Below are 20,539 nucleotides of genomic sequence, written 5' to 3'. Positions count from 1 at the left end.
GCGACGGACGGCGCGCGCGTGGTTGGAACAATGAGGCCGTCACGCGGCGTCGCGGCGCCGCAGGTCGGCCGGTGGAATCTTCATCGCCTGGCGATACTTGGTCACCGTCCGACGCGCAAGAAGAATGCCGCGGCCCGCGAGATTTTCGGCGAGCGCGACGTCGGACAGCGGATCGGTATGCCGCTCGGCCGCGATCATGTCGCGGATCAGCACCTTCGCGGCGGAGGCCGAGCACACGCCCTTGCCGGCCGCCTCGAGCTTGCGCGGGAAGAAATGCTTGAACTCGAACGTGCCGTGCGGCGTGGCCATGTACTTGTTGCCGGTCGCGCGCGACACGGTCGATTCGTGCAGGTCGAGTTCCTCCGCGATGTCGCGCAGCACGAGCGGCTTCATCGCGATCTCGCCGTAGCGGAAGAAATCGCGCTGCCGCGCGACGATGCATTCGCCCACGCGCTGGATCGTGTCGAAGCGCTTCTGCACGTTGCGGATCAGCCAGCGCGCTTCCTGCAATTGCTGGCCGAGCGGCGAATCACGCTCGCCGCTCGACTGCGCGAACAGCGTCGCATAGCGCTCGTGCAACCGCGCACGCGGCAGCACGGCCGGATTGATCGTGACGATCCACTCGTCGCGCACCTGACGCACGATCACGTCGGGCACCACGTAGTCGCCGCGCGTGCTGCCGTAGTGATTGCCGGGGCGCGGGTCGAGCCCGCGCACGAGCGCGCAAGCGGCCTGCAGCGTCTGCTGATTGCAGCCGAGGCGCCGCTGGATTTCGGCCGTCTCGCGGCGCGCGAGCCGCTCCAGATGTTCGCGCGCGATCGCTTTCGCTTCCGCGAGCGCCGGCGTGCCGGCCGGAATCGCGTCCAGTTGCAGCACCAGGCATTCGGATAACGAACGCGCGGCGATACCCGGCCGGTCGAGCATCTGCACGAGCCGCAGCGCGACCGCCAGATCCTGCTCCGACAGCAGCCACGCGGGATCGGCGGCGACCAGCAGTTCAGGAAGTTCCTGCCGCAGGTAGCCGTCGTCGTCGAGCGCATCGATCACGAGGCGCGCGGCCTCGCGATCACGTTTGTTGAGCGGATAGAGCCGCAGCGCATCGTGCAACTGCTGATGCAGCGACGGCTCGGCGGCCATCCATTCGCCGGGCGACAGCCCGTCGGTGTCGTCGCCCTGGCGGCTCGTGCCGCGCGGCGCGGGCGCGGCGGTAAACGGCACCTCGCCGTCCGGCGGGCGGATTTCGTCGCGCTCGGGCGCCGTTTCAGGCGCGGCCGCTTCGGTCGGTTGCTCGGGGACGGCGGCAGCGGTTTCGTCGTCGCCCGGGCCGTCTTCGAGAAACGGGTTCATGTCGAGCGCCTGACGCAATTCCTGTTGAAATTCGAGCGAGGACAACTGCAGCAGCCGCAGCGACTGCTGAAGCCTCGGCGTGAGTGCGAGATGCTGTCGCATCTGCAGCGCAAGCGAGACGGGCATCAAAAGCCTCCTGACGGTTCGGTTCGGGTGTGTCTTCTACCGAACGTCATGCAGCATCCGTGCCAGCCGCGCGAAGCGCGGCAGGGCGCGGCTCTCGGGGGTTCGCACCCCGTGTCGCCCCGCGCCGGAGCCTGCTTTTTTACAAGGCCGGGGCAAGTTTGGGGGCACGTATTTCGCTCGGGCAAACGCGGCCCCGCCCTGGGCTGACTGCCCGTCCTCATTCGCATCGATGCGGTCGCCCTCCGACCGGTCGAGTAAAGCGGTCGACGATTCGGGCAGATGGCGCCGGATGCGCGTGCGGATTCGCCATCGCGTTGCCCCGGCCGCATCGCGGTGCCGCATGCCGTGGCGCGGCGCCACACCGCAACGTCCTGTCAGTACTGCATCGGCGGCGGCGTGCCCGGCAGCGGCCGATCGCCCTGCGTGCCGTTCGGGCCGGGCGGCGGTGCGTCGACCGGTTCGCCGACGGTTGCGCCCGGCGGCATCGTGTTGCCCGGCGACGGACGCGTGTCGTAGCGCGTGTTCGCGTCCGGCATCGTCGTGGTCGATTGCGCGCCGCGGCCGTCGGGCGGCGCGGGCGGCGCCGCGCGCGTGCCGTACGGGCCGCCGGCCGGTTGCGTGCATGCGCCCAGCGCGCACGCGGCGGCCAACGCACACGCGCCCACGCGGATCGTCTGGATCGTGTTCATCGAATGCTCCTCCCATGGCTGCGGGCCGCGCCGTGGCGGCGCGGCTCAGAGCCGGTTGAAATGGAAATCGCCCGCGTACGCGGTCGGTGCGCGGCGCGCCATCATCGTGTCGAATTCGGCCGCGACGCGCGTGAGCGTGCCGCGTTGCCGGCCGACGTCGGCCCGTTCGAGCGCGGCGAATGCATCGCCGTCGAACGTCACGGTCAGCGACGCCGGATGGCCGTCGACGCGAAAGCCGATATGCAATGCGCCGACCGGTTGCTCCTCGACATGGAACGGGATCGCGCGCGCCTCGAAATGGCGGCCCAGCGTTTCGGCGATGTCGCGCAGCAGGCCGGGTTTCACGCGGATGCTCATCGCAGGCCCTCCCTTGCCGGTGTCGTTCGCGACGCCGCGCTCACCGGCAGCGCCCGCACCGGCGGCTCGCGCGACGGCGGATCGCGTTCCGGCGGCGCATGCCCGGGCGGATCGCCCTCCGGCTGCCGGTACGGCTCGGGCATGTCCGGCGGCACGTCGTCGGGGTCGGGCGGCTCGGGGTCCGGCTCGATGTCGGGAAGCGGCGGTTCGGGCCGTTGCAGCCACTGCGCGGGTTCGTTTTTCATCGGCAATTCCATCGTTGCGGGATTCGGTCGGGATCGGCGCGACAGCCGCATGGCGAGGATTCGCAAGCCGCATGCCGTGCGGCCGGGCCGCCCGCACACGGAGATCGCACGGGGACCGCGCGGGAATCGATACGCGGGCGGATACACAGCCGCGCGGTGCGGCGCGAAGCGCCATGCCTTCGCTACACCGTTCGCTGAAAATCTTGCAAGCGCGCCGCTACGCGTCATAGGCGGCCATCACCAGCCACAGCTCGCGGCCGTCGTCGCGCACGCGCGCGGCGAGCGCGTACGGATCCGACGGCTCGCACGCCCGCTGCAGCGCGAAGCGCGCGGGCTCGGTCGCGCCGAACGTCTCGTCGCCGAGCGGCCGCACGTCGGCCTTGCCTTCGAACATCCGGCGCTCGGGGCGGTAGATCAGCGGCTCGCGCTTCCACGTATCGAAATGGCTTTTCACCGAATCGAATCCGCCCCCGCATACGTTGATCTCATAGCGCACGCCTGGTCGTCGTTTCGGAATCATCGTCGTGCCTCCGCTTGATGTGTGCGCAGCAGACACGCCGTCGCGCCTGCGTCGTCATGGTCGTCTGCCTCGCTGCGGCAAGTCGCGTGCCGGGGGCGAACCGGGAACGCCGGTTGCGACACTGGCGCATCACCGTCACCGATACGGAGCAACGTCATGAAGGATTCGACCCGGCCCGGCCAGAACGCACCGGCGCACGAGCGGCAGCCCGACCCGCAACCGCCGCTGAAGGATCAGGACCGCACGCGCACGCGCCATTCCGAACGGCATATCGACAAGCAGCTCGAGGACACGTTTCCGGCGAGCGATGCGCCCGCGACGGGCGGCGTGACGCGCATCGAACCCGACACGCCGCCCGGCACGCACGACGACGGGCCGTGGCAGGACAAACGCGATCGCGACGACGCGTGACGCGGCGGCCGCGCGCACGGCATGTGCTTTGCTGAATCCGGCGGCCGCATCGGCCCATTGCTACACACTGCTACACCTACCCGCAAGGAGAATTGCATGCATCGCGTCAACGAAATCATGTCGCAGGACGTCGTGCGGATCTCGCCGACCGACTCGATCCGTCACGCCGCCCAACTGATGGAGCGCTACGACATCGGCGCGCTGCCCGTGTGCGACAACAACCGGCTGGTCGGGATGGTGACGGACCGCGATCTCGCGGTGCGCGCGATCTCGGCTGGCAAGCCGCCGGAGACGCGAATCCACGAGGTGGCGTCCGGCCCGATCGAATGGTGCTTCGACGACGATTCGCTGGACGAGATCCAGCACTACATGGCCGACGCGCAACTGCGCCGGCTGCCCGTCGTCGATCACGACAAGCGACTGGTCGGCATGCTGTCGCTCGCGGACATCGCGACGCGCACGGCGAGCCCCGAGCGCGACGACGTGGCGAACACGCTCGAAGGCGTGTCGCAACCGAAGCAGACGTGACGAAGCGATTCCCGCTTCGCCCTGCCCACCCCGCGCGACCCGCAGGGCCCGCCCCGGGCACGGTCGCGCCCCACGCAGCCTGGAGGAAACCATGCAGACTTCCAATCAAGGTCAGACCCGCATCATCGGCAAGGGCGCCGCGACGGCGGCCGGCCCCGGCCCCGACGTGATGGCGGCCGATACGCTGGAAGGCGACAAGGTCTATACGACCGACGGCGACGACGTCGGCAAGATCAAGGACATCATGCTCGACGTGCGCTCCGGCCGCATCGCGTACGCGGTGCTGTCGAGCGGCGGCATCCTCGGCATCGGCGACAAGCTGCACGCCATTCCGTGGAGCGCGCTGACGCTCGACACCGAGCGCAAGTGTTTCCTGCTGTCGGTGTCGTCCGAGCGGATCCGCAACGCGCCGGGGTTCGACAAGGACCATTGGCCGGCGATGGCCGATCCGCAATGGGCCGAGCCGCTGCACGAGTTCTACGGCAGCACACCGTACTGGAGTGCCGGCGACGAGCTCGGGCTCACCGACCCGACCGAGGACCTGAACGATCCGCGCGGCCGCCACTGAGCGCGCCACGACGTGGCGCCGCAGCGCCGGCGCCTTTGATGCGACACGCCCCGCTCCGCGCGGGGCGTTTTTTTGTCCGCCGCGCCGTGCCGGCAGGTGCCGCACCCCACGGGCCGCCAGCCTTTTTACAAGGGGCGTGTAACGTCCCCGTCCGGCTTCGCGGCACCGCCGCTCGCCGATTCGAGGTAGCCCAGCAGCCGGTGCGGCGTCAGCGGCTTCGCGCAATGCGCGTCGAAGCCGGCTTCCTTCGCCTGTTCCTGATCCCGGCGCGACGCGAGCCCGCTGCACGCCACCAGCAGCATGTCGGCCGTTTGCGGATCGCCGCGCAGTCGCGCCGCGAGTTGCAGCCCGTCGAGGCCCGGCATCGCGATGTCGAGCACGACCGCGAACGGCTGCCAGTCGCGCGCGACGTCGCACACCGCGAACGGATCGTCGGCAACCCGGCACTCGAAGCCGCGCGCCTCCAGCAGCAGGCGCAGCGCATCGGCCGCTTCGCGATAGTCGTCGACGACCAGCACGCGGCGCGGGCGGCGCGGCACGCTGTCGGGCGCGCGCCACAGCAGCACGTCGTCGGCGGCCGGATCGTCGCCGGGGTCGGGTTGCATCGTGCTTCTCCTGTCGTTGGACCGGTTTGCCAAGCAAGGCGCGCGCCCATATCGACCGAGTGCGGCATGCCGGTTGCTGTCTCTTTCGCATCGCCGACACAGGAGTCTTTCATGCGCACGATGCGGCTTCCCGCGCCCGCTCTGCTTCCCTCCGCCCGTGCGACAGCACGCGCGCCGGCATGTTCCGCGCAACCGCGGCGCGCCGCTTGCCCGGCCCGGACCGGGGGCGCCGCATGACGCGCAAACCGCCCGCGCGCCCGGCATCCACGCCGCCGCCGACCGACGACGATGCGCCGGCTACGCTCGACGCGTGCCGCCGCTGCACGCTGTGGGAACACGCGACGCAGCCGGTGCCGGGCGCCGGGCCCGTCGACGCGCCGATCATGCTGGTCGGCGAGCAGCCGGGCGACCAGGAGGACCGCGCGGGCCTGCCGTTCGTCGGCGCGGCCGGCCGCATGCTCGATCGCGCACTCGACGAAGCCGGGATCGAACGCTCGCACGTCTACCTGACGAACGCGGTCAAGCACTTCAAATGGGAGCCGCGCGGCAAGCGGCGGCTGCACAAGACACCCGCGCAGCGCGAAGTGGCCGCGTGCCACTACTGGCTCGAGCGCGAGCTCGAAGCCGTACAGCCGCGCGTGGTGGTCGCGCTCGGCGCGACGGCGCTGCGCGCGGTGCTGCAGGACAACGACGCGACGCTCGAGCGCACGCGCGCGCCGGTGCGCACCGAGGACGGCCGGCTCGTCGTCGCGACCTATCATCCGTCGTACGTGCTGCGCACGCGCGGCGCCGATTCCCGCGAACACGCCTACCGCACGCTGGTCGACGCATTGCGCACGGCGTCGCGCCTCGCGCGCGAGCGGCGCCACGGGGGCGGCCGCCCGTCGCACGGGGACGCCGGATGAGCGGACTCGACGAAGACGCGCGGCCGGCGGCCGAAGCGCCGCCGCCGGCCGCGAAGCCGTGGTATAGGCGGCTCGGCCCCGGCCTGCTCGCGGGCGCGTCGGACGCCGATCCGAGCAACGTCGCCGTCTACGCGCAGGCCGGCAGCCAGTTCGGTTTCAACATGCTGTGGATGATCGTTGTCACGCTGCCGATGATGGTCGCGGTGCAGCTCGCGTCGGCATTCATCGGCCGGCGCAATCGCGAAGGGCTCGTGGCCGGCATCCGCGAGCACTTTTCCGATCGCGTCGCGAAGACGCTGATCGTGATGGTCGTGATCGTCAACGTCGTGAACGTCGGCGCCGATCTCGCGGCGATGGGCGATGCGACGGCGCTCGTCGTCGGCGGCCGCAGCTATTGGTATGCGCCGCTCTACGGGATCGCGTCGCTCGCGTTGCAGGTGCTGCTGTCGTACGAACGCTACGCGCGCTGGCTGAAATGGATGACGCTCGGCCTGATCGCGTACGTACTCGAACTCGGCTTCGTGCACATCGACTGGGCCGGCCTGCTGCATGCGATCGTGCTGCCGCAGATCGCGTTCACGCATGCGTATGCGACCACCGCGGTCGCCGTGCTCGGCACGACGCTGAGCCCGTACCTGTTCGTGTGGCAAGCCGCGCTCGAAGTCGAGGAAACCACGGCCGAGCAACAGGACGGCGAGCGCAGCACGCGCCGCGAGACCGAGCGGCGCATCACGTTCGACACGTGGACCGGCATGATCGTCACCAACGCGGTGTCGTTCTGCATCATGGTGATCGGCTCGGCCGTCTTCTTCGCGCGCGGCCGGCACGACATCGGCAGCACCGCGCAGGCCGCGGAGGCATTGCGGCCGATCGCCGGCGAAGCCGCGTTTCTCGTATTCGCGTTCGGCATCGTCGGCTGCGGGCTGCTCGCGATTCCCGCGTTCGCAGGCAGTGCCGCCTACGGGTGCGCGGAAGCGTGGCGGTTCCGCGAAGGGCTGAACGAGCCCGTGAAGCGCGCGCCCGCGTTCTACACGGTGCTGGCGCTGTGCGTGATCGTCGGCATCGCGATCTGCTTCGGCCCGATCGACCCGATCCGCGCGTTGTACTGGAGCGCGGTGCTCAACGGCATCGCGGCGGTACCGATGCTCGTGCTGGTGATGCTGCTGTCGCGCAAGCGCGATGCGGCCGGCCAGCCCGGCAGCGGGCCGGTGTCGAAACTGTTCGGCTGGCTGGCGGTCGTGCTGATGGCGGCGGCGGTGGCCACGATGATCGTCGATCTGCTGACGTGATCGATGGAACGGGGATGAACGAGATTGCGTGCGCAACCGCTTGAACCGGCAAGCGGGCGGCCGCGCCGCCCGCTTGGCCCGCGACATTACATCATCTTGCCGCGCGAGCGCTCGGCACGCGCCGCATCGGCGGCGGACTCCACCTTCTTCACTTCCTCCGGCGGCGGCAGCACCGCTTTGAAGCCCATCGACTCGATCCACATCTCGCGCGCCCAGCCACGCGTGTGATACAGGTGATGATCCTCGTCGGCCTCGACTTCGTCGTGCGCGGCCTTCAACGCCTTCGCGGCGTTACTGTCGGGCAGTTGATCGGCCGCGTAGCCGATCAGCTCCCAGTTCAGGTGATCCTTGGTTTCGGCCAGCACCACGCATTCGGCCGCGACGACCTGCGCGACCGCCGGGTCGGCCTGCTTCTTCGCCTGCTCGATCACCTGCACCAGCGACTTGCCGGTCGCCGCCACCGCGGCGCGCCCCGGCGACTGCGTATCCGGGTCGAGGCCGAGCGTTTCGAATACCTTGCGCAGCACCTCCTGGTGATGCAGCGTCTCCCGATGGTACTTCTCCCATTCCTTGTGCAGGTCCTCGTCGGTCGCGCACTGGAGCGCGGCCTCGTAGATCTGCGCGCCGCCAAGCTCGGTCTCGTATGCCTGGCAGAGCAGTTCGAGGATACCTTCGTGCTTCGATTGCCGTTGGGCCATGACTGCTTCTCCGAAAAAGCGGGCCGCACGTGCGGCCCAGGGGTGGAACCGGGCGCGCGTTATTGCGCGCCCACCTTGCGTGCGACCGTTTCCGCCATGCTCAGGTGATGCTTGAGCGTCGGCAGCGTGGATTTCGCGAACGCGCGCAGTTGCGCGTCCTTGCCGTCGCGCGCTTCGTCTTCGAACAACGCGACCGCCTTCTTGTGCGCATCGGGGCCGGCCGCCGCGAGATAGGCGGTGTCGAAGTCGTGCCCGCGCTTGCCGCGCAGCGCCTCCACGTCGGGGTCCGAGATCGTGTCGACCTGCGGCTTCATGCCCTTGCGCGCGGCGATCTCACTGAGCTTCGCGTTCGCCTTGCCGTGGTCCGCGACCATCCGTTTCGCGAATGCCCGCACGTCGGCCGACTGCGCCTGCTTCAGCGCGAGCTGGCTGGCCTGCACTTCCGCCTTGCCGGCCATCGCGGCCTTGTCGACGAATTCCGCGTCGGCGCCCTTCGGCGCTTTCGCGATGCCGGGGTCGCCCGCGGCGCCCGCGCCCGACGACGGGTTGATCACGCCGCCCGGCACATGCGAATTCGACGCGGGCGGCTCGCTCGGCATCTGCGCGCGGGCGAGCGCCGACACCGCGAGCACGCCGGCGGCGAGCGCCGCGATCGTCCAGTTGGGTTGTCTCATCTGCTTTCTCCTGGTACTTGCGTGGAAACGGCCATCAGCCGCCGACGATCGAGCCGCCGTTCGGGTGCAGCGTCTGCCCGGTCATGTAGCTCGCGCCTTCCGACGCGAGCAGCACGTAGCAGCCGATCAGTTCGTCCGGCTGGCCAGGCCGCTTGAGCGGCACGTTCGAGCCGAATTTCTCGACCTGCTCCGGCGTGAACGTCGACGGAATCAGCGGCGTCCAGATCGGCCCCGGCGCGACCGCGTTCACGCGGATGTCGCGCTCGGCCAGCTCGATCGACAGCGAGCGCGTGAACGCGACGATCGCGCCCTTGGTCGCCGAGTAGTCGGGCAGCTTCGGGCTGCCGTGATACGCGGTGACCGACGCCGTGTTGACGATGCGGCCGCCCTGCTTCATGTGCGGCAGCGCCGCCTGCGTGCAGAAGAACATGCCGTACACGTTCGTGCGGAAGGTGCGTTCGAGCTGTTCCTCGGACACGTCCTCGATGCCGGGCTGCGGATGCTGCTCGCCTGCGTTGTTGACGAGCACGTCGAGCCGGCCGAGCCGCTCGACCGTGCGCGCCACCGCGTCGCGCGCCTGCCGGCGATCGCCGACGTCGCATGCGATCGCCTCGCAACGCCGTCCGGCCTGCTCGATCAGCTTCTTCGTGTGCGCGGCATCGTCGGATTCCTTCAGGTAGACGATCGCGACGTCCGCGCCCTCCTTCGCGAAACCGATCGCCACGGCGCGGCCGATCCCGCTGTCGCCGCCCGTCACCAGCGCGACCTTGCCCGCGAGCTTGCCGCTGCCGACGTAGTCGGCCGCCTCGTCGCGCGGCTTCGGGTGCATGTCGCGCTCGGTGCCCGGCTGATGCGACTGTTTCTGCGGCGGTGGAGTCTGTGCGGTGGTCATGTGTTCCTCCTTGAACGAATGCCGTCGATGCAGCGCAAGCGGCGTGCCGCGCGCGGCGCACGCCGGCCCGCGCGCGCCGGCCGGGTTTCGACGGTGTGCTTTGCAAGCGCGTGAAAAAAGGGCGTATTCAGCGCGGCACGTCGGATGGCGCTTCGTCGGGCCGGCGGACCGGATCGAAATCGCGCCATTCGCCGTTCTGCCAGTCGCCCTCGACGCGCTCGATCGACTTCGCGCCGGTCGCGCGCAGTACGTCTTCGGCGGCCGTCGCGGTGTCGGGCGTCACGCGCGCGGCGAGGATCACGCCGGTCTCGCTCTGCGCGAGGGTGCCCTTGCCTTCGGCCTGCTCGCCGCGCATCCGGCCGAGCGCGCCGCCGAATGCGCCGAGATAGGCGCCGGCCAGCGCGCCGGCGGCCGGCACGAACCAGTAGCGCAGGCCGACCGCATACACGATCAATCCGGCGACGACGCCGATCAGCAGCCCGCGAATCGCGCCGATCATCGCGCCGCGCCCGCCCGGTTTCGCCGCCGTGTCGGCATACACGTCGCCGCCGATCGGGAAGCGCGCGTGCTGGCCGCCGGGGTTCAGGAAGAAGATCGACACGTCGTCGGGCCCGAACGCGCGCTCGTAGAGGTGACGCGCCCCACCTTCCGCTTCATCGAACGTCGTGAAACGGCCTGCGACGATCATCGCCATGGTCGTGCTCCTCGTGATGGGTGCGCCGCGCGCTCGCGCACGCGGCGCGACGGGACGGCACTTACATCAGCCGCCCAAGTTCCTTCGATACCGATGCGGGCGTGTCGTACTCGCGCTCCGGGATCTTGCGCAGCATGTCGAGCACCTCGCGGTCCGCATGCGCGCGTTCCGCGCACTGCACGACGTCCGACTTGCTCGCCGGGTAGTCCATGCCCTTGAGCGCCTTCTGCACGTCGACGGGGCTCGGCGGCTTGCCGTGGCCCGTCTGATGGCCGCCCTTGTCGTGGTCCTGCTGCGTGCGCTCGCCTTCGTGCGCACGCGAGTGGCTGTATTCGTGGCCCGTATGTTGTCGGGATGTCATGAAAGCCTCCTTGGAAAATGAACGAAAATCACGCGGACGGACGGCGTGCGCGCGCGAACGCGGCAAACATCAGCGCCGCCGCGCCGAGCGCGACCGCGCCGGCAACCTTCGGCCGCTGCACCACCGTGTTGTACGCACAGCTGCGCAGCACGGGGCCTTCCATGCCTTCGCGCTCGTGCAGCGCATGGCGCGAGTCGTACAGCGCGTTGTCGTCGCGCGGCCGCGCGGGCCGCACCGTGCGCTGGCCGCGCGAGAACAGCGTGGCCGCGACGCGATCGAACAGTCGCGGCGCGTGGTACGCGCTCGCCGACGTGAACTTCGCGGCGCCGCCGACGAACAGCGTGCGGCGCGGATGCGCGGCCGCGAACAGGATCGCGTCGGCCACCAGGTCGGGGTCGTAGATCGGCGGCGGCAGCTTCGCCTCGACGTTCATGTAGTTCTTCGCGTGCATCACGAACATCGTGTCGATCGCGGCCGGCTTGATCAGCGTGACGGAAACCGGCAGGTGGTCGGCCTCCATCTCGAGTCGCAGCGAATCGGTGAAGCCCTTCACCGCGTGCTTCGATGCGACGTACGCGCTTTGCAGCGGCACCGGCGCGTCGGATGCCTCGCTGCCCATGTTGATGATCGCGCCGCCGTGGAAATCGCTCTTGCGCCGGAAATGGTCGGCCGCGACGAGCGAGCCGTGCACGACGCCCCAGTAGTTGGTGTCGAACAGCCGGCGCTGATCCTCGAGCGGCACCTGGGCCGCCGTCCCGAAGATCGACACACCGGCATTGTTGACCCAGGTGTCGAAGCCGCCGTACGTATCGGCCGCCGTCGCGGCCGCGCGCTGCAGATCCTCGATGTTGCCGACGTCGCCGGCGACCGGCACCGCGAGGCCACCGTGCTGGCGGATTTCCTCGCACAGCGTGTTCAGCGCGTCCTCGTTGCGTGCGAACAGCACGAGCTTCGCGCCCCGCCGCGCCGCCTTGCGCGCGGTGACGAGACCGATGCCGCTCGTCGCGCCGGTAATCACGATCGTCTGTTCGCCGACCGGTTTGAGCATGCAGTTCATCGCTGGACTCCTGTGACGGTCGACGCGCGGTTATTTGGGCCGGATGGTCAACTGGTCGCGCACGTCCTGCACGCCGTCGACCTGCTTCACGACGCCGACGGCCTGCGTGCGCTGCTGCTCGTCGGGCACGCTGCCGGTGAGCGTCACGGTGCCGTGCCGGGTCTTCACGTGGATGTCGCCGGCCGACAGGCCGCTCGTGCCGACGAGCTCGGCCTTCGCCTTGGTCGTGATCGTCGCGTCACGGATTTTCGTGCCGGTGCTCGAACGCGACGACGACGTCGACGACGATGCGGCGCCGTCGTCGCCGGCGGCGACCGCGTTCGGCGCGACGACCATGCACGCGGTGGCTGCGGCGATCGCGACCGCCATGCCGGTGCGCAGCACGCGTTGACGGCGGATTCGCGGGGAGCGGGCTGGTAGCGGGGATACCTTCATCGTGACCTCCTTTTCGTCAAGCCGGACGCGCCGGCAGGTGAACGGGAGCCGCGCAAGTCGCGTGCCGCGCCGCGTGCGCCGCATGCATGCACGCCAGCGCGATCAGACGCCCTTTCATCCAACGCGTTGTAATTTTTTCGGCACACGGGGAAGCGGTTTTCCCCGCAATGCAGCGGGCATGCCGATTGCCGAGCGACGGGTAACGGCGGCCCGTGTGCGCGGCCCCGATATCGGGAGCAAGACCATGCAAAGAATCGCGTTGATCAGTGAACATGCATCGCCGCTGGGGGTGATCGGCGGCGTCGATGCCGGCGGCCAGAACATCTATGTCGCGAACGTCGCGAAGCAGCTCGCGGAGCGCGGCCTCGACGTCGACGTCTACACGCGCTGCGACAATCCGCACTTGCCGGAAGTCGTGCCGATCGGCCCGCGCATGCGCGTGATCCACGTGCCGGCCGGGCCGCCGACCGACGTACCCAAGGAGCGGCTGCTGCCGTACATGGGCGCGTTCGCGCAGTACATGATCGCGCGCATGCGGCGCGAGCCCGACCCCGTCGACGTGATGCACGCGAACTTCTTCATGTCCGGCGACGCCGCGCTGCGCGTGAAAAAAGCGCTCGGCATCCCGCTCGTCATGACGTTCCATGCGCTCGGCCGCGTGCGGCGGCTGCACCAGGGCACGGCCGACGGCTTCCCCGACGCGCGCTTCGCGATCGAGGACACGCTCGCGCGCCGCTCGGACCGCCTGATCGCCGAATGCCCGCAGGACGCGCTCGACCTGACGACGCACTATCGCGCCGACACCGCACGTATCGAGATCGTGCCGTGCGGCTTCGACGCGCGGGAATTCCGGCCGGTGCCGCGCGTCGATGCGCGCGCACGCCTGGGTTGGCCGCAGGACGCATTCGTCATACTGCAACTGGGCCGCCTCGTGCCGCGCAAGGGCATCGATACCGTGATCGACGCGCTCGCGCGCATGCCGCGCGATCCGCAACGGCCGACGCACCTGTACGTGGTCGGCGGCAGCCAGCCCACGCCCGACCTCGCGCGCGACCCGGAACTCGCGCGGCTCGCCGCCCTCGCGCACGCACTCGGCATCGCGAACCGCGTAACCTTCGTCGGCCGGCGCGATCGCGACGCGCTACACCTGTACTACAGCGCGGCCGACGTGTTCGTGACGACGCCGTGGTACGAGCCGTTCGGCATCACGCCGGTCGAAGCGATGGCGTGCGCGACGCCGGTGATCGGCAGCGACGTCGGCGGCATCCGCACGACCGTCGACGACGGCGCCACCGGCTATCTCGTGCCGCCTCGCGACCCGGCCGCGCTCGCCGCGCGCCTCGTGCAACTGCGCGCGCAACCGGACCTGTGCGCGGCGCTCGGCCGCGCCGGCTACCTGCGCGCGCACCGCTTCTACACCTGGCAAGGCGTCGCCGACCGGCTCGTCGACATCTACCGCGACGTCGCCCGCGCGCAGCGCGCCGGCACGTCGGCGGTCACCGGCCGGCGCACGCCGGTCGGCACCACGCAAGGCGTGCTCGCACACCGCAAGGAGAATACGTAATGAAGGGCTACGATCGAAAACGCGTCCTCGTCACCGGCGGCGCCGGCTTTCTCGGTTCGCATCTGTGCGAGCGCCTCGTGACGGAAGGGCACGACGTGCTGTGCGTCGACAATTTCTACACGGGCACGAAGGACAACATCGCGCACCTGCTCGATGCGCCGAACTTCGAGCTGATGCGGCACGACGTGACGTTTCCGCTCTACGTCGAAGTGGACGAGATCTACAACCTCGCATGCCCGGCGTCGCCCGTTCACTACCAGCGCGACCCCGTGCAGACGACGAAGACCAGCGTGCACGGCGCGATCAACCTGCTCGGCCTGGCCAAACGCGTGAAGGCGCGCATCCTGCAGGCATCGACGAGCGAGGTGTACGGCGACCCCGACGTGCATCCGCAGGACGAGCACTATTGCGGCCGCGTCAATCCGACCGGCATCCGCGCGTGCTACGACGAAGGCAAGCGCTGCGCGGAGACGCTGTTCGCGGACTATCACCGCCAGTACGGCGTCGACGTGCGGATCGCGCGGATCTTCAATACGTATGGCCCGCGCATGCATCCGGCCGATGGGCGCGTCGTGTCGAACTTCGTCACGCAGGCGCTCGCGGAACAGCCGTTGACCGTCTACGGCGACGGCAAGCAGACGCGCTCGTTCTGCTACGTGGACGACATGATCGACGCGTTGATCCGGCTGATGGACGAAGCGGGCGACGCGAGCGAGCCGGTCAACCTCGGCAGCGACGTCGAAATCGCGATGATCGACGTCGCGCGGGAAGTCGTGCGGATCGTCGGCGCGACCGTGCCGATCGAGTTCCGACCGCTGCCGGCCGACGATCCGCGCCAGCGGCGGCCGAATCTCGCCGCCGCGCAGAAGCGGCTTGGCTGGCGCGCGACGACGACGCTCGCGAACGGGCTCGCGCATACCGCGCGGTACTTCATTCAACGCCATGTCACGCACCACACGCCCGGCGATCTCGTGCGCAGCACGCGAATCGCGTCGCATCTGCTCGCGCAGGTCCATACGCAGAACCGCCCGGCGCCGACCACCTGACGGGCGGGCGGCCGCCGCTGGACGAAACGCGTCAGCCGTCGCGCTTCGTCACGTGCGCGATCTTGTGGGCCAGTTCGCGCACGTCGACCGGCTTGCACAGGTAGCCGTCGAAGCCGGCCTCCAGCGCACGGCGCTCGTCGGCGAGGCCCGCGTGCGCGGTGACGGCCAGCACGCGCACGTCGGGCGGCCCGCCGTCGCCGTTCAGCGCGCCGCGCCGCAACGCTTCCAGCAGCCAGAAGCCGTCGCCGTCGGGCATCGCGAGATCGGACAGCACGACCGTCGGGCGCATGTCGGCCGCCATCGCCAGCGCCTCGCGTCCCGACGACGCGATCGCGACGGCCGCGCCGAGCGTGGTCAGCGCGGCCGTGAGGCTCGCGCGGGTGGTCGCGTCGTCGTCGACGATCAGGATGCGCTGCGTATCGAGCGTGAGCGCGTCGCGGCGGCCGCTCGCCTGCACGATGCCCCACGCCATCGCGCCGGCCGGCTGCCACCCGGCCGGCAGCGTCACCGTAAACGTCGTGCCGCGATCGCGGCCCGCGCTCGCGACGGTCACGCGGCCGCCGTGCAGCTCCGCGATGTGCCGCACGATCGACAGGCCGAGACCGAGCCCCCGCCGCGGCGACGCGGGCGAATCGTCCGCGCGGCGGAACATGTCGAACACGTATGGCACGAACTCCGTCGCGATGCCCTGCCCGGTATCGGTGACGGTCAGCACCGCATGCGCATCGTCGCGCGCGAGCCGGACGGTCACGCTGCCGCCGGCCGGCGTGAATTTCATCGCATTCGAGATGAGATTCGACAGCATCTGCCGCAACCGCTCGGCGTCGCCCGACACGATGCACGCGGAGGCGTCGCAGTCGAATTCGAGCATGATGCCGGCCGACGACGCCGCGGTCTGGAACGTGCCGACCTGATCGGAGAACAGCCGCACGACGTCGACCGGCGTCGCATCGAGCCGCAGTTTGCCGGTCGCGAGCGACGACGCATCGAGGATGTCGCCGACCATCCGCGTGAGCGAACGCGCGCTGCGGTCGATCGCGTCGATCGCCTGATGCTGCAACGCGTGGTCGTCGGTGTTGCGCAGCACCTCGATCCACCCGTAGATCACGTTCAGCGGCGTACGCAATTCGTGCGACACCGTGGCCAGCAGTTCGTCCTTCAGACGATTCGACGTGTCGGCCTGGTCGAGCGCATCGCGGGCGCCTTGCAGCGAGCGCTGCGCCCGCAGGTCGCGGCGGCGCTGCGCACCGGTTTCGCGCAGTGTCAGCGACAGCGCGACGCAGGCCCGCGCGTCGCCCTGCACCGGGCACGCCGATACCGTCGCCCGAAACCGCCGCCCGTCGCGCCGCACGCACAGCAGTTCGACCGGCCCGACCGGCTCCCGCATCGCGTCGAACGTCTCGGCGATCGGATTGAGCCGCAACCAGCGCCGTGCGATCAGCGTGTCGAGCCGGCGGCCGCGCGCGTCGGCCTCGTCGTAGCCGAAGATCCGCCGCGCGGCCGGGTTCCAGCTCGCGATGCGGCCGTCGGCGTCGATCCCGACGATCGCATCCGGCGACGCCTCGACGACCGCCTGCTGGAGCCGCGATGCGTCGATGCGCGCGCGCTCCGCGCCGGCATCGCGCAGCAGCAGCACCGCACCGTCGAGGTTGCCGTCCGCGTCGCCGATCGGCGACGCGACCGCGACGATCGGCACCGGATCGTGGTCGCCGGCCCGCAGCCAGTGCCGGTCGGACGTCGCCTCGGCCCCGCCGAGCGCGCGATCGAGCGGCGTGGTCTGCACGCGGCGCCCTTCGTGATCGACGATCCGCAATACGTCGCGCACCGGCCGCCCGATCGCCTCGTCCGGCTCGCAGCCGACGAGTTCGGCCGCGGCCGCGTTCAGATAGGTGAGCCGCCCCGTCGGATCGGTCGCGATCACACCGTGCGGCAGCGCGCGCAGCACGGCTTCGAGCCGCCGGCGCGCGGCGGCCTCGCGTCGGCGCGCGCGATCGCTCGTGACGCGCGTGCGATGCAGCATCGACGCGACCGCGCATACCAGCGCCCCGATCAGCATGAACGTGCCGAGCTGCACGAGCCGGTCGGGCAGCGGCGCCGTATAGGCAGCCGGATCGGACAGGAACAGCGTCCACACGAGCAGCCCGCTGACCACCGTCGACACGATGCCGAACAGGAACGACGTCACCCACGCGGCGCCGGCGAGCAGCGGGTAATACAACACGAACGGCAGATTCACGCCGCCGAAGCGGATCGCGAGCGTCTGCAGCACGGTCGCGATCGCAACCAGCATCACGGCGGTCGCGTAATTTCCGGCCTGCGGCCGTGCAATTTCGGTCATCGGACACGCTCCTGCGGGGACAGTCGGCGGCGGCCGGCGCGGATGCCGCCGGCAGGCACGACGCGTGCTGGCCCGCATGCTGGCCGATTCGCACCGGCGGCCCGGCCGCTCACGATGGAGATCTTCACGCCATGCCCGACCCGACACGCTGGCTCGTCGTCTCGCCGCATCTCGACGATGCCGTCTTCAGTTGCGGGCAACTGCTCGCGCACGCGCCCGGCTCGATCGTCGTGACCGTTTTCGCGGGGATGCCGCCACCCGGCACGCCCGCGCCGCCGTGGGACCGCCGCGCGGGGTTTCGCCACGCCGACGAAGCGATGCGCGCGCGCCGCGACGAAGACCGCCGCGCGCTCGCGCTGCTCGACGCCCGCCCCGTGTGGCTCGACTTCCTCGACGATCAGTACGGCATACCGACTACGTCGACCGCGATCGCGACACGCGTGGCCGCGGCGATCGACGCCCAGCCGGGCTTCGGCGTGCTCGCGCCGGCCGGCCTGTTCCACCGCGATCATCTGCAGGTGCACGACGCGATGCTGCGCCTGCTGCGCGACGACGATGCGTCGCGCGTCTGGCGCTTCTACGAGGACGCGCCCTACCGCCGCATCGACGGGCTGATGGCCGAGCGCGTGGCCGGCTGGCGCGAGCACGGCTGGCTCGCGCATCCGGTCGCCCCGCCGGCCGGCAGCGGGACGGACGGCGCCGCCGCGAAAGCCGCCGCCGTCGACGCCTATGCCAGCCAGGTCACGCTGCTCGAGCCTCATATGCGTGCCGCTCTCCGCGAACCCGAAACGATCTGGCGGCTCGAATGCGACGTCACGTCCGCGTAACGCCCGCGCGCGTCGCGCTGCCGCCGGGCGAGCCGCGCGTGACCGCGATCGTGCTGACCTGCCGGCGCGCGGCCGAACTCGCGCGCACGCTCGACCACCTTTCCGCGCTGCCCGACCGGCCGGCGATCGTGGTCGTCGACAACGCGGCGGACGCCGAGACGGCCACGCTGATCCGCGAGCGCTACCCGCATGTCGCGCTCGTGCACGCGCCCGGCAATCTCGGCGCCGCCGGCCGCAATCTCGGCGTCGCCGCGGCCCGCACGCGCCACGTCGCGTTCTGCGACGACGACACGTGGTGGGCGCCCGGCTCGATCGCCGAAGCCGCGAATCTGCTCGACGCGTATCCGCACGTCGCGGCCGTCACCGCGCGCGTGCTGGTCGGCCCCGACGAGCGCGAGGACCCGACCTGCCGGCTGATGGCCGACAGCCCGCTCGACGCGCCCGTCGCGCTGCCCGGCCGCCCGATCCTCGGGCTGCTGGCCGGTGCGACCGCATTCCGGCGCGACGCGTTCGTGCGCGCCGGCGGCTACCATCCGCGCTACTTCCTCGGCGGCGAGGAAGCGCTGCTCGCGCTCGACCTGTATCGCGCCGGCCACTGGCTCGTGTATGCGCCGGGCCTGACCGTCCATCACCATCCGTCGACGCGGCGCGACCGGAAGACGCGCGCGCACACCGCCGCCCGCAACGCGGTGTGGACCGCGTGGCTCAGATGGCCGGCCGCCGCCGCGTGGCTGCATACGGTGCGCATGCTGCCGCTCCTGCGCCGCGAACGTGCGATCGTGCGCACGTTCGCCGGGCTGCCGTGGATTCTGCGCGAACGACGCACGATCCCGCCGCGGATCGAACACATGCGCCGTCTGCTCGAGCGCGATACGCGCCGCGAGACCGGAAGGGGCACATGAGCGGGAACATGAACGCGATCGTAGCGGCATCAGGAATCGGGTTTTTCCGCTTCGTCTTCCAGTTGCGCGAGCCGGTTGTAGATCGTCTTGAGGCTGACGTCGAGCACTTCGGCCGCCTGCGCCTTCACGCCGCCGCATTGGGCGATCGTGCCGAGGATCAGCTTGCGGTCGACTTCCTCGAGCGGCGTGCCGAACGGCACCGTCACGCGATCCTCGTGCGAATCGACCATGCTCGACAGCTCGTCCATGATCGGCGGCGGCAGCGTGTCGATCACGTCGGCATCGGTGAAGATGCCCGCGCGCTGCACGAAGTTGCGCAGCTCGCGCACGTTGCCCGGCCATTCGTAGGTCTTCAGCGCTTCGCGCGCGGCCGGCGAGAAGCGCAGGTTGCGGCCGCTCTCCTCGTTGTAGCGCTGCAGGAACGCATCGGCGAGCATCGGGATGTCGTCGCCGCGTTCGCGCAGCGACGGCAGCGGGATCGGGAACACGTTGATCCGGTGAAACAGGTCGGGCCGCAGCTTGCCGTCCGCCATCGCGGCTTCCGGGTCGCGGTTCGTCGCGGCGACGATGCGCACGTCGACGTCGATCTCGCGCGTCGAGCCCAGCCGCGTGACGCGCCCGGTTTCCAGCACGCGCAGCAGCTTGACCTGCGATTCGAGCGGCATCTCGGTGATTTCGTCGAGAAACAGCGTGCCGCCGTCGGCGCGTTCGAAGAAGCCCTTGTGCTGGCGTTCGGCGCCGGTGAAGCTGCCGCGGTCGTGGCCGAACATCTCGCTCTCGACGAGGTTCGCGGCGATCGCGCCGCAATTCACCGCGAGGAACGGCCCGCGGCGGCGCAGGCTCAGGTCGTGCACCGTCTGCGCGGCGAGTTCCTTGCCGGTGCCCGATTCGCCGGTGAGCAGCACCGACGCTTCGGTGCGCGCGACGCGGCCGATCGCATCGTAGACGGCCTGCATCGCGGGCGAGCTGCCGAGCATGCGGCCGAAGCGGCCGAGGCGCTGCAGCTCCGAGCGCAGCTCCGCGATTTCCTCGTGCAGCGCGGTCGTGCGCGGCACGCGCGCGAAGATGCTGTTCAGCCGCTGCATGTTGAGCGGCTTCACCAGATAGTCGCTCGCGCCGCGCCGCAATGCGTCGATCGCGGTTTCGAGGCTCGCGTGGCCGGTGGTCAGCACCATTTCGCAATGCCCGCGCTTGGGCAATGCGTCGAACAGATCCATCCCGTTGCCATCGGGCAGCACGAGGTCGCACAGCACGAGATCGGGGGTATGCGTCGAGACGAGCGTGCGCGCTTCTTCAAGCGTCGCGGCCGTATCGCACGAGAGTTGCTGCGTGCGTGCGAGCGTGGCGAGCATCGTTCGCGTATCGGCGTCGTCTTCGACGATCAGGACGTAAGGCATCGAGGCTCCTTGTAATGCGGGCCGGCGCGTACATCGGCCGGCGCCGCGACACGTGCAGCGCAAT

At 70.2% G+C, this 20,539-nt stretch carries 24 protein-coding genes; 9 read left to right on the top strand and 15 right to left on the bottom strand.

The window, feature by feature from the left end; all coding sequences use genetic code 11:
• Nucleotides 1-39: 39 nt before the first annotated feature.
• The 5 genes from LGM42_RS27555 to LGM42_RS27535 all read right to left on the bottom strand — a co-directional run bounded on the left by LGM42_RS27555 (nt 40) and on the right by LGM42_RS27535 (nt 3,284).
• Nucleotides 40-1,473: an RNA polymerase factor sigma-54 gene (locus tag LGM42_RS27555; protein ID WP_226233827.1), complete on the bottom strand. Its 1,434-nt coding sequence runs from the start codon at nt 1,471-1,473 to the stop codon at nt 40-42.
• A gap of 374 nt (nt 1,474-1,847) precedes the next feature.
• A complete protein-coding gene (locus LGM42_RS27550; RefSeq protein WP_059575031.1) occupies nt 1,848-2,162 on the bottom strand; it encodes a hypothetical protein in 315 nt (104 codons plus the stop codon).
• A gap of 45 nt (nt 2,163-2,207) precedes the next feature.
• Nucleotides 2,208-2,519: a hypothetical protein gene (locus LGM42_RS27545; RefSeq protein WP_060310434.1), complete on the bottom strand. Its 312-nt coding sequence runs from the start codon at nt 2,517-2,519 to the stop codon at nt 2,208-2,210.
• Nucleotides 2,516-2,764 carry a hypothetical protein gene (locus LGM42_RS27540; RefSeq protein ID WP_060310541.1) on the bottom strand — a complete coding sequence of 83 codons (249 nt, stop codon included), beginning with the start codon at nt 2,762-2,764 and terminating at the stop codon, nt 2,516-2,518. Before LGM42_RS27540 ends, LGM42_RS27545 begins: the two co-directional genes overlap by 4 nt.
• A gap of 217 nt (nt 2,765-2,981) precedes the next feature.
• Nucleotides 2,982-3,284 (bottom strand): hypothetical protein, encoded by a 303-nt coding sequence (locus LGM42_RS27535; RefSeq protein WP_059575029.1) that lies wholly within the window; start codon nt 3,282-3,284, stop codon nt 2,982-2,984.
• 156 nt (nt 3,285-3,440) lie between these two features.
• On the opposite strand from LGM42_RS27535, the gene LGM42_RS27530 reads away from it, so the two are divergent.
• From LGM42_RS27530 to LGM42_RS27520, 3 genes are all read left to right on the top strand, one after another.
• Nucleotides 3,441-3,695 (top strand): hypothetical protein, encoded by a 255-nt coding sequence (locus tag LGM42_RS27530; protein ID WP_060310435.1) that lies wholly within the window; start codon nt 3,441-3,443, stop codon nt 3,693-3,695.
• Between the two features lie 96 nt (nt 3,696-3,791).
• Nucleotides 3,792-4,223: a CBS domain-containing protein gene (locus tag LGM42_RS27525; protein ID WP_059575027.1), complete on the top strand. Its 432-nt coding sequence runs from the start codon at nt 3,792-3,794 to the stop codon at nt 4,221-4,223.
• A gap of 91 nt (nt 4,224-4,314) precedes the next feature.
• On the top strand, nt 4,315-4,791 hold the full coding sequence (locus LGM42_RS27520) for a PRC-barrel domain-containing protein (protein ID WP_059575026.1): 477 nt from the start codon (nt 4,315-4,317) through the stop codon (nt 4,789-4,791).
• A gap of 125 nt (nt 4,792-4,916) precedes the next feature.
• Here the strand turns inward: LGM42_RS27520 and LGM42_RS27515 are convergent, their stop codons facing one another.
• Nucleotides 4,917-5,396, bottom strand: a complete 480-nt coding sequence (locus LGM42_RS27515) for a response regulator (RefSeq protein ID WP_059575025.1) — start codon at nt 5,394-5,396, stop codon at nt 4,917-4,919.
• Between the two features lie 233 nt (nt 5,397-5,629).
• On the opposite strand from LGM42_RS27515, the gene LGM42_RS27510 reads away from it, so the two are divergent.
• Both LGM42_RS27510 and LGM42_RS27505 read left to right on the top strand, forming a co-directional pair.
• On the top strand, nt 5,630-6,301 hold the full coding sequence (locus tag LGM42_RS27510; RefSeq protein WP_060967423.1) for a UdgX family uracil-DNA binding protein: 672 nt from the start codon (nt 5,630-5,632) through the stop codon (nt 6,299-6,301).
• Nucleotides 6,298-7,590 carry an Nramp family divalent metal transporter gene (locus tag LGM42_RS27505; RefSeq protein WP_060310436.1) on the top strand — a complete coding sequence of 431 codons (1,293 nt, stop codon included), beginning with the start codon at nt 6,298-6,300 and terminating at the stop codon, nt 7,588-7,590. The genes LGM42_RS27510 and LGM42_RS27505 overlap by 4 nt, the downstream gene beginning before the upstream one ends.
• Before the next feature lie 86 nt (nt 7,591-7,676).
• On the opposite strand, the gene LGM42_RS27500 is transcribed toward LGM42_RS27505, so the two are convergent.
• The 7 genes from LGM42_RS27500 to LGM42_RS27470 form a co-directional block, all read right to left on the bottom strand.
• Nucleotides 7,677-8,288, bottom strand: coding sequence for a hypothetical protein (locus LGM42_RS27500; RefSeq protein WP_060310437.1), 612 nt, complete (start codon nt 8,286-8,288; stop codon nt 7,677-7,679).
• 59 nt (nt 8,289-8,347) lie between these two features.
• Nucleotides 8,348-8,962, bottom strand: coding sequence for a DUF4142 domain-containing protein (locus LGM42_RS27495; protein ID WP_060310438.1), 615 nt, complete (start codon nt 8,960-8,962; stop codon nt 8,348-8,350).
• 34 nt (nt 8,963-8,996) lie between these two features.
• Nucleotides 8,997-9,854: an SDR family oxidoreductase gene (locus tag LGM42_RS27490; protein ID WP_059575021.1), complete on the bottom strand. Its 858-nt coding sequence runs from the start codon at nt 9,852-9,854 to the stop codon at nt 8,997-8,999.
• Between the two features lie 127 nt (nt 9,855-9,981).
• On the bottom strand, nt 9,982-10,548 hold the full coding sequence (locus LGM42_RS27485; RefSeq protein WP_059575020.1) for a hypothetical protein: 567 nt from the start codon (nt 10,546-10,548) through the stop codon (nt 9,982-9,984).
• A gap of 61 nt (nt 10,549-10,609) precedes the next feature.
• A complete protein-coding gene (locus LGM42_RS27480) occupies nt 10,610-10,909 on the bottom strand; it encodes a DUF2795 domain-containing protein (RefSeq protein ID WP_034209262.1) in 300 nt (99 codons plus the stop codon).
• 28 nt (nt 10,910-10,937) lie between these two features.
• Entirely contained in the window at nt 10,938-11,966 is a 1,029-nt protein-coding gene (locus LGM42_RS27475) for an SDR family oxidoreductase (protein ID WP_059575019.1), read from the bottom strand.
• Nucleotides 11,967-11,996: 30 nt separating this feature from the next.
• Complete coding sequence (locus tag LGM42_RS27470) at nt 11,997-12,401, bottom strand: BON domain-containing protein (protein WP_060310543.1); 405 nt, start codon at nt 12,399-12,401, stop codon at nt 11,997-11,999.
• A gap of 244 nt (nt 12,402-12,645) precedes the next feature.
• On the opposite strand from LGM42_RS27470, the gene LGM42_RS27465 reads away from it, so the two are divergent.
• Both LGM42_RS27465 and LGM42_RS27460 read left to right on the top strand, forming a co-directional pair.
• Nucleotides 12,646-13,965, top strand: a complete 1,320-nt coding sequence (locus LGM42_RS27465; protein WP_060310441.1) for a glycosyltransferase family 4 protein — start codon at nt 12,646-12,648, stop codon at nt 13,963-13,965.
• A complete protein-coding gene (locus tag LGM42_RS27460; RefSeq protein ID WP_226233825.1) occupies nt 13,965-15,011 on the top strand; it encodes a UDP-glucuronic acid decarboxylase family protein in 1,047 nt (348 codons plus the stop codon). The genes LGM42_RS27465 and LGM42_RS27460 overlap by 1 nt, the downstream gene beginning before the upstream one ends.
• A gap of 31 nt (nt 15,012-15,042) precedes the next feature.
• Here LGM42_RS27460 and LGM42_RS27455 read toward each other — a convergent pair whose 3' ends face one another.
• Complete coding sequence (locus tag LGM42_RS27455) at nt 15,043-17,349, bottom strand: ATP-binding protein (protein ID WP_226233823.1); 2,307 nt, start codon at nt 17,347-17,349, stop codon at nt 15,043-15,045.
• A gap of 131 nt (nt 17,350-17,480) precedes the next feature.
• On the opposite strand from LGM42_RS27455, the gene LGM42_RS27450 reads away from it, so the two are divergent.
• A complete protein-coding gene (locus LGM42_RS27450) occupies nt 17,481-18,176 on the top strand; it encodes a PIG-L family deacetylase (protein WP_226233822.1) in 696 nt (231 codons plus the stop codon).
• Nucleotides 18,155-19,078: a glycosyltransferase family 2 protein gene (locus tag LGM42_RS27445; RefSeq protein WP_226233820.1), complete on the top strand. Its 924-nt coding sequence runs from the start codon at nt 18,155-18,157 to the stop codon at nt 19,076-19,078. The genes LGM42_RS27450 and LGM42_RS27445 overlap by 22 nt, the downstream gene beginning before the upstream one ends.
• A 29-nt stretch (nt 19,079-19,107) precedes the next feature.
• On the opposite strand, the gene LGM42_RS27440 is transcribed toward LGM42_RS27445, so the two are convergent.
• Entirely contained in the window at nt 19,108-20,475 is a 1,368-nt protein-coding gene (locus LGM42_RS27440) for a sigma-54-dependent transcriptional regulator (RefSeq protein WP_060310445.1), read from the bottom strand.
• Between the last annotated feature and the right edge of the window lie 64 nt (nt 20,476-20,539).

The organism is Burkholderia sp. AU39826 (assembly GCF_020419965.1).
GTDB classification, from domain to species: Bacteria; Pseudomonadota; Gammaproteobacteria; order Burkholderiales; family Burkholderiaceae; genus Burkholderia; species Burkholderia semiarida.
The sequence above is the reverse complement of the archived record's forward strand: the minus strand, read 5'-3'. Positions and strand labels throughout refer to the sequence as shown.

Excerpts from the sequence above, each read along its gene's own strand:
- LGM42_RS27555 (WP_226233827.1), bottom strand. The coding sequence starts at position 1,473 with ATGCCCGTCTCGCTTGCGCTGCAGATGCGACAGCATCTCGCACTCACG.
- LGM42_RS27550 (WP_059575031.1), bottom strand. The coding sequence starts at position 2,162 with ATGAACACGATCCAGACGATCCGCGTGGGCGCGTGTGCGTTGGCCGCC.
- LGM42_RS27545 (WP_060310434.1), bottom strand. The coding sequence starts at position 2,519 with ATGAGCATCCGCGTGAAACCCGGCCTGCTGCGCGACATCGCCGAAACG.
- LGM42_RS27540 (WP_060310541.1), bottom strand. The coding sequence starts at position 2,764 with ATGAAAAACGAACCCGCGCAGTGGCTGCAACGGCCCGAACCGCCGCTT.
- LGM42_RS27535 (WP_059575029.1), bottom strand. The coding sequence starts at position 3,284 with ATGATTCCGAAACGACGACCAGGCGTGCGCTATGAGATCAACGTATGC.
- LGM42_RS27530 (WP_060310435.1), top strand. The coding sequence starts at position 3,441 with ATGAAGGATTCGACCCGGCCCGGCCAGAACGCACCGGCGCACGAGCGG.
- LGM42_RS27525 (WP_059575027.1), top strand. The coding sequence starts at position 3,792 with ATGCATCGCGTCAACGAAATCATGTCGCAGGACGTCGTGCGGATCTCG.
- LGM42_RS27520 (WP_059575026.1), top strand. The coding sequence starts at position 4,315 with ATGCAGACTTCCAATCAAGGTCAGACCCGCATCATCGGCAAGGGCGCC.
- LGM42_RS27515 (WP_059575025.1), bottom strand. The coding sequence starts at position 5,396 with ATGCAACCCGACCCCGGCGACGATCCGGCCGCCGACGACGTGCTGCTG.
- LGM42_RS27510 (WP_060967423.1), top strand. The coding sequence starts at position 5,630 with ATGACGCGCAAACCGCCCGCGCGCCCGGCATCCACGCCGCCGCCGACC.
- LGM42_RS27505 (WP_060310436.1), top strand. The coding sequence starts at position 6,298 with ATGAGCGGACTCGACGAAGACGCGCGGCCGGCGGCCGAAGCGCCGCCG.
- LGM42_RS27500 (WP_060310437.1), bottom strand. The coding sequence starts at position 8,288 with ATGGCCCAACGGCAATCGAAGCACGAAGGTATCCTCGAACTGCTCTGC.
- LGM42_RS27495 (WP_060310438.1), bottom strand. The coding sequence starts at position 8,962 with ATGAGACAACCCAACTGGACGATCGCGGCGCTCGCCGCCGGCGTGCTC.
- LGM42_RS27490 (WP_059575021.1), bottom strand. The coding sequence starts at position 9,854 with ATGACCACCGCACAGACTCCACCGCCGCAGAAACAGTCGCATCAGCCG.
- LGM42_RS27485 (WP_059575020.1), bottom strand. The coding sequence starts at position 10,548 with ATGGCGATGATCGTCGCAGGCCGTTTCACGACGTTCGATGAAGCGGAA.
- LGM42_RS27480 (WP_034209262.1), bottom strand. The coding sequence starts at position 10,909 with ATGACATCCCGACAACATACGGGCCACGAATACAGCCACTCGCGTGCG.
- LGM42_RS27475 (WP_059575019.1), bottom strand. The coding sequence starts at position 11,966 with ATGAACTGCATGCTCAAACCGGTCGGCGAACAGACGATCGTGATTACC.
- LGM42_RS27470 (WP_060310543.1), bottom strand. The coding sequence starts at position 12,401 with ATGAAGGTATCCCCGCTACCAGCCCGCTCCCCGCGAATCCGCCGTCAA.
- LGM42_RS27465 (WP_060310441.1), top strand. The coding sequence starts at position 12,646 with ATGCAAAGAATCGCGTTGATCAGTGAACATGCATCGCCGCTGGGGGTG.
- LGM42_RS27460 (WP_226233825.1), top strand. The coding sequence starts at position 13,965 with ATGAAGGGCTACGATCGAAAACGCGTCCTCGTCACCGGCGGCGCCGGC.
- LGM42_RS27455 (WP_226233823.1), bottom strand. The coding sequence starts at position 17,349 with ATGACCGAAATTGCACGGCCGCAGGCCGGAAATTACGCGACCGCCGTG.
- LGM42_RS27450 (WP_226233822.1), top strand. The coding sequence starts at position 17,481 with ATGCCCGACCCGACACGCTGGCTCGTCGTCTCGCCGCATCTCGACGAT.
- LGM42_RS27445 (WP_226233820.1), top strand. The coding sequence starts at position 18,155 with ATGCGACGTCACGTCCGCGTAACGCCCGCGCGCGTCGCGCTGCCGCCG.
- LGM42_RS27440 (WP_060310445.1), bottom strand. The coding sequence starts at position 20,475 with ATGCCTTACGTCCTGATCGTCGAAGACGACGCCGATACGCGAACGATG.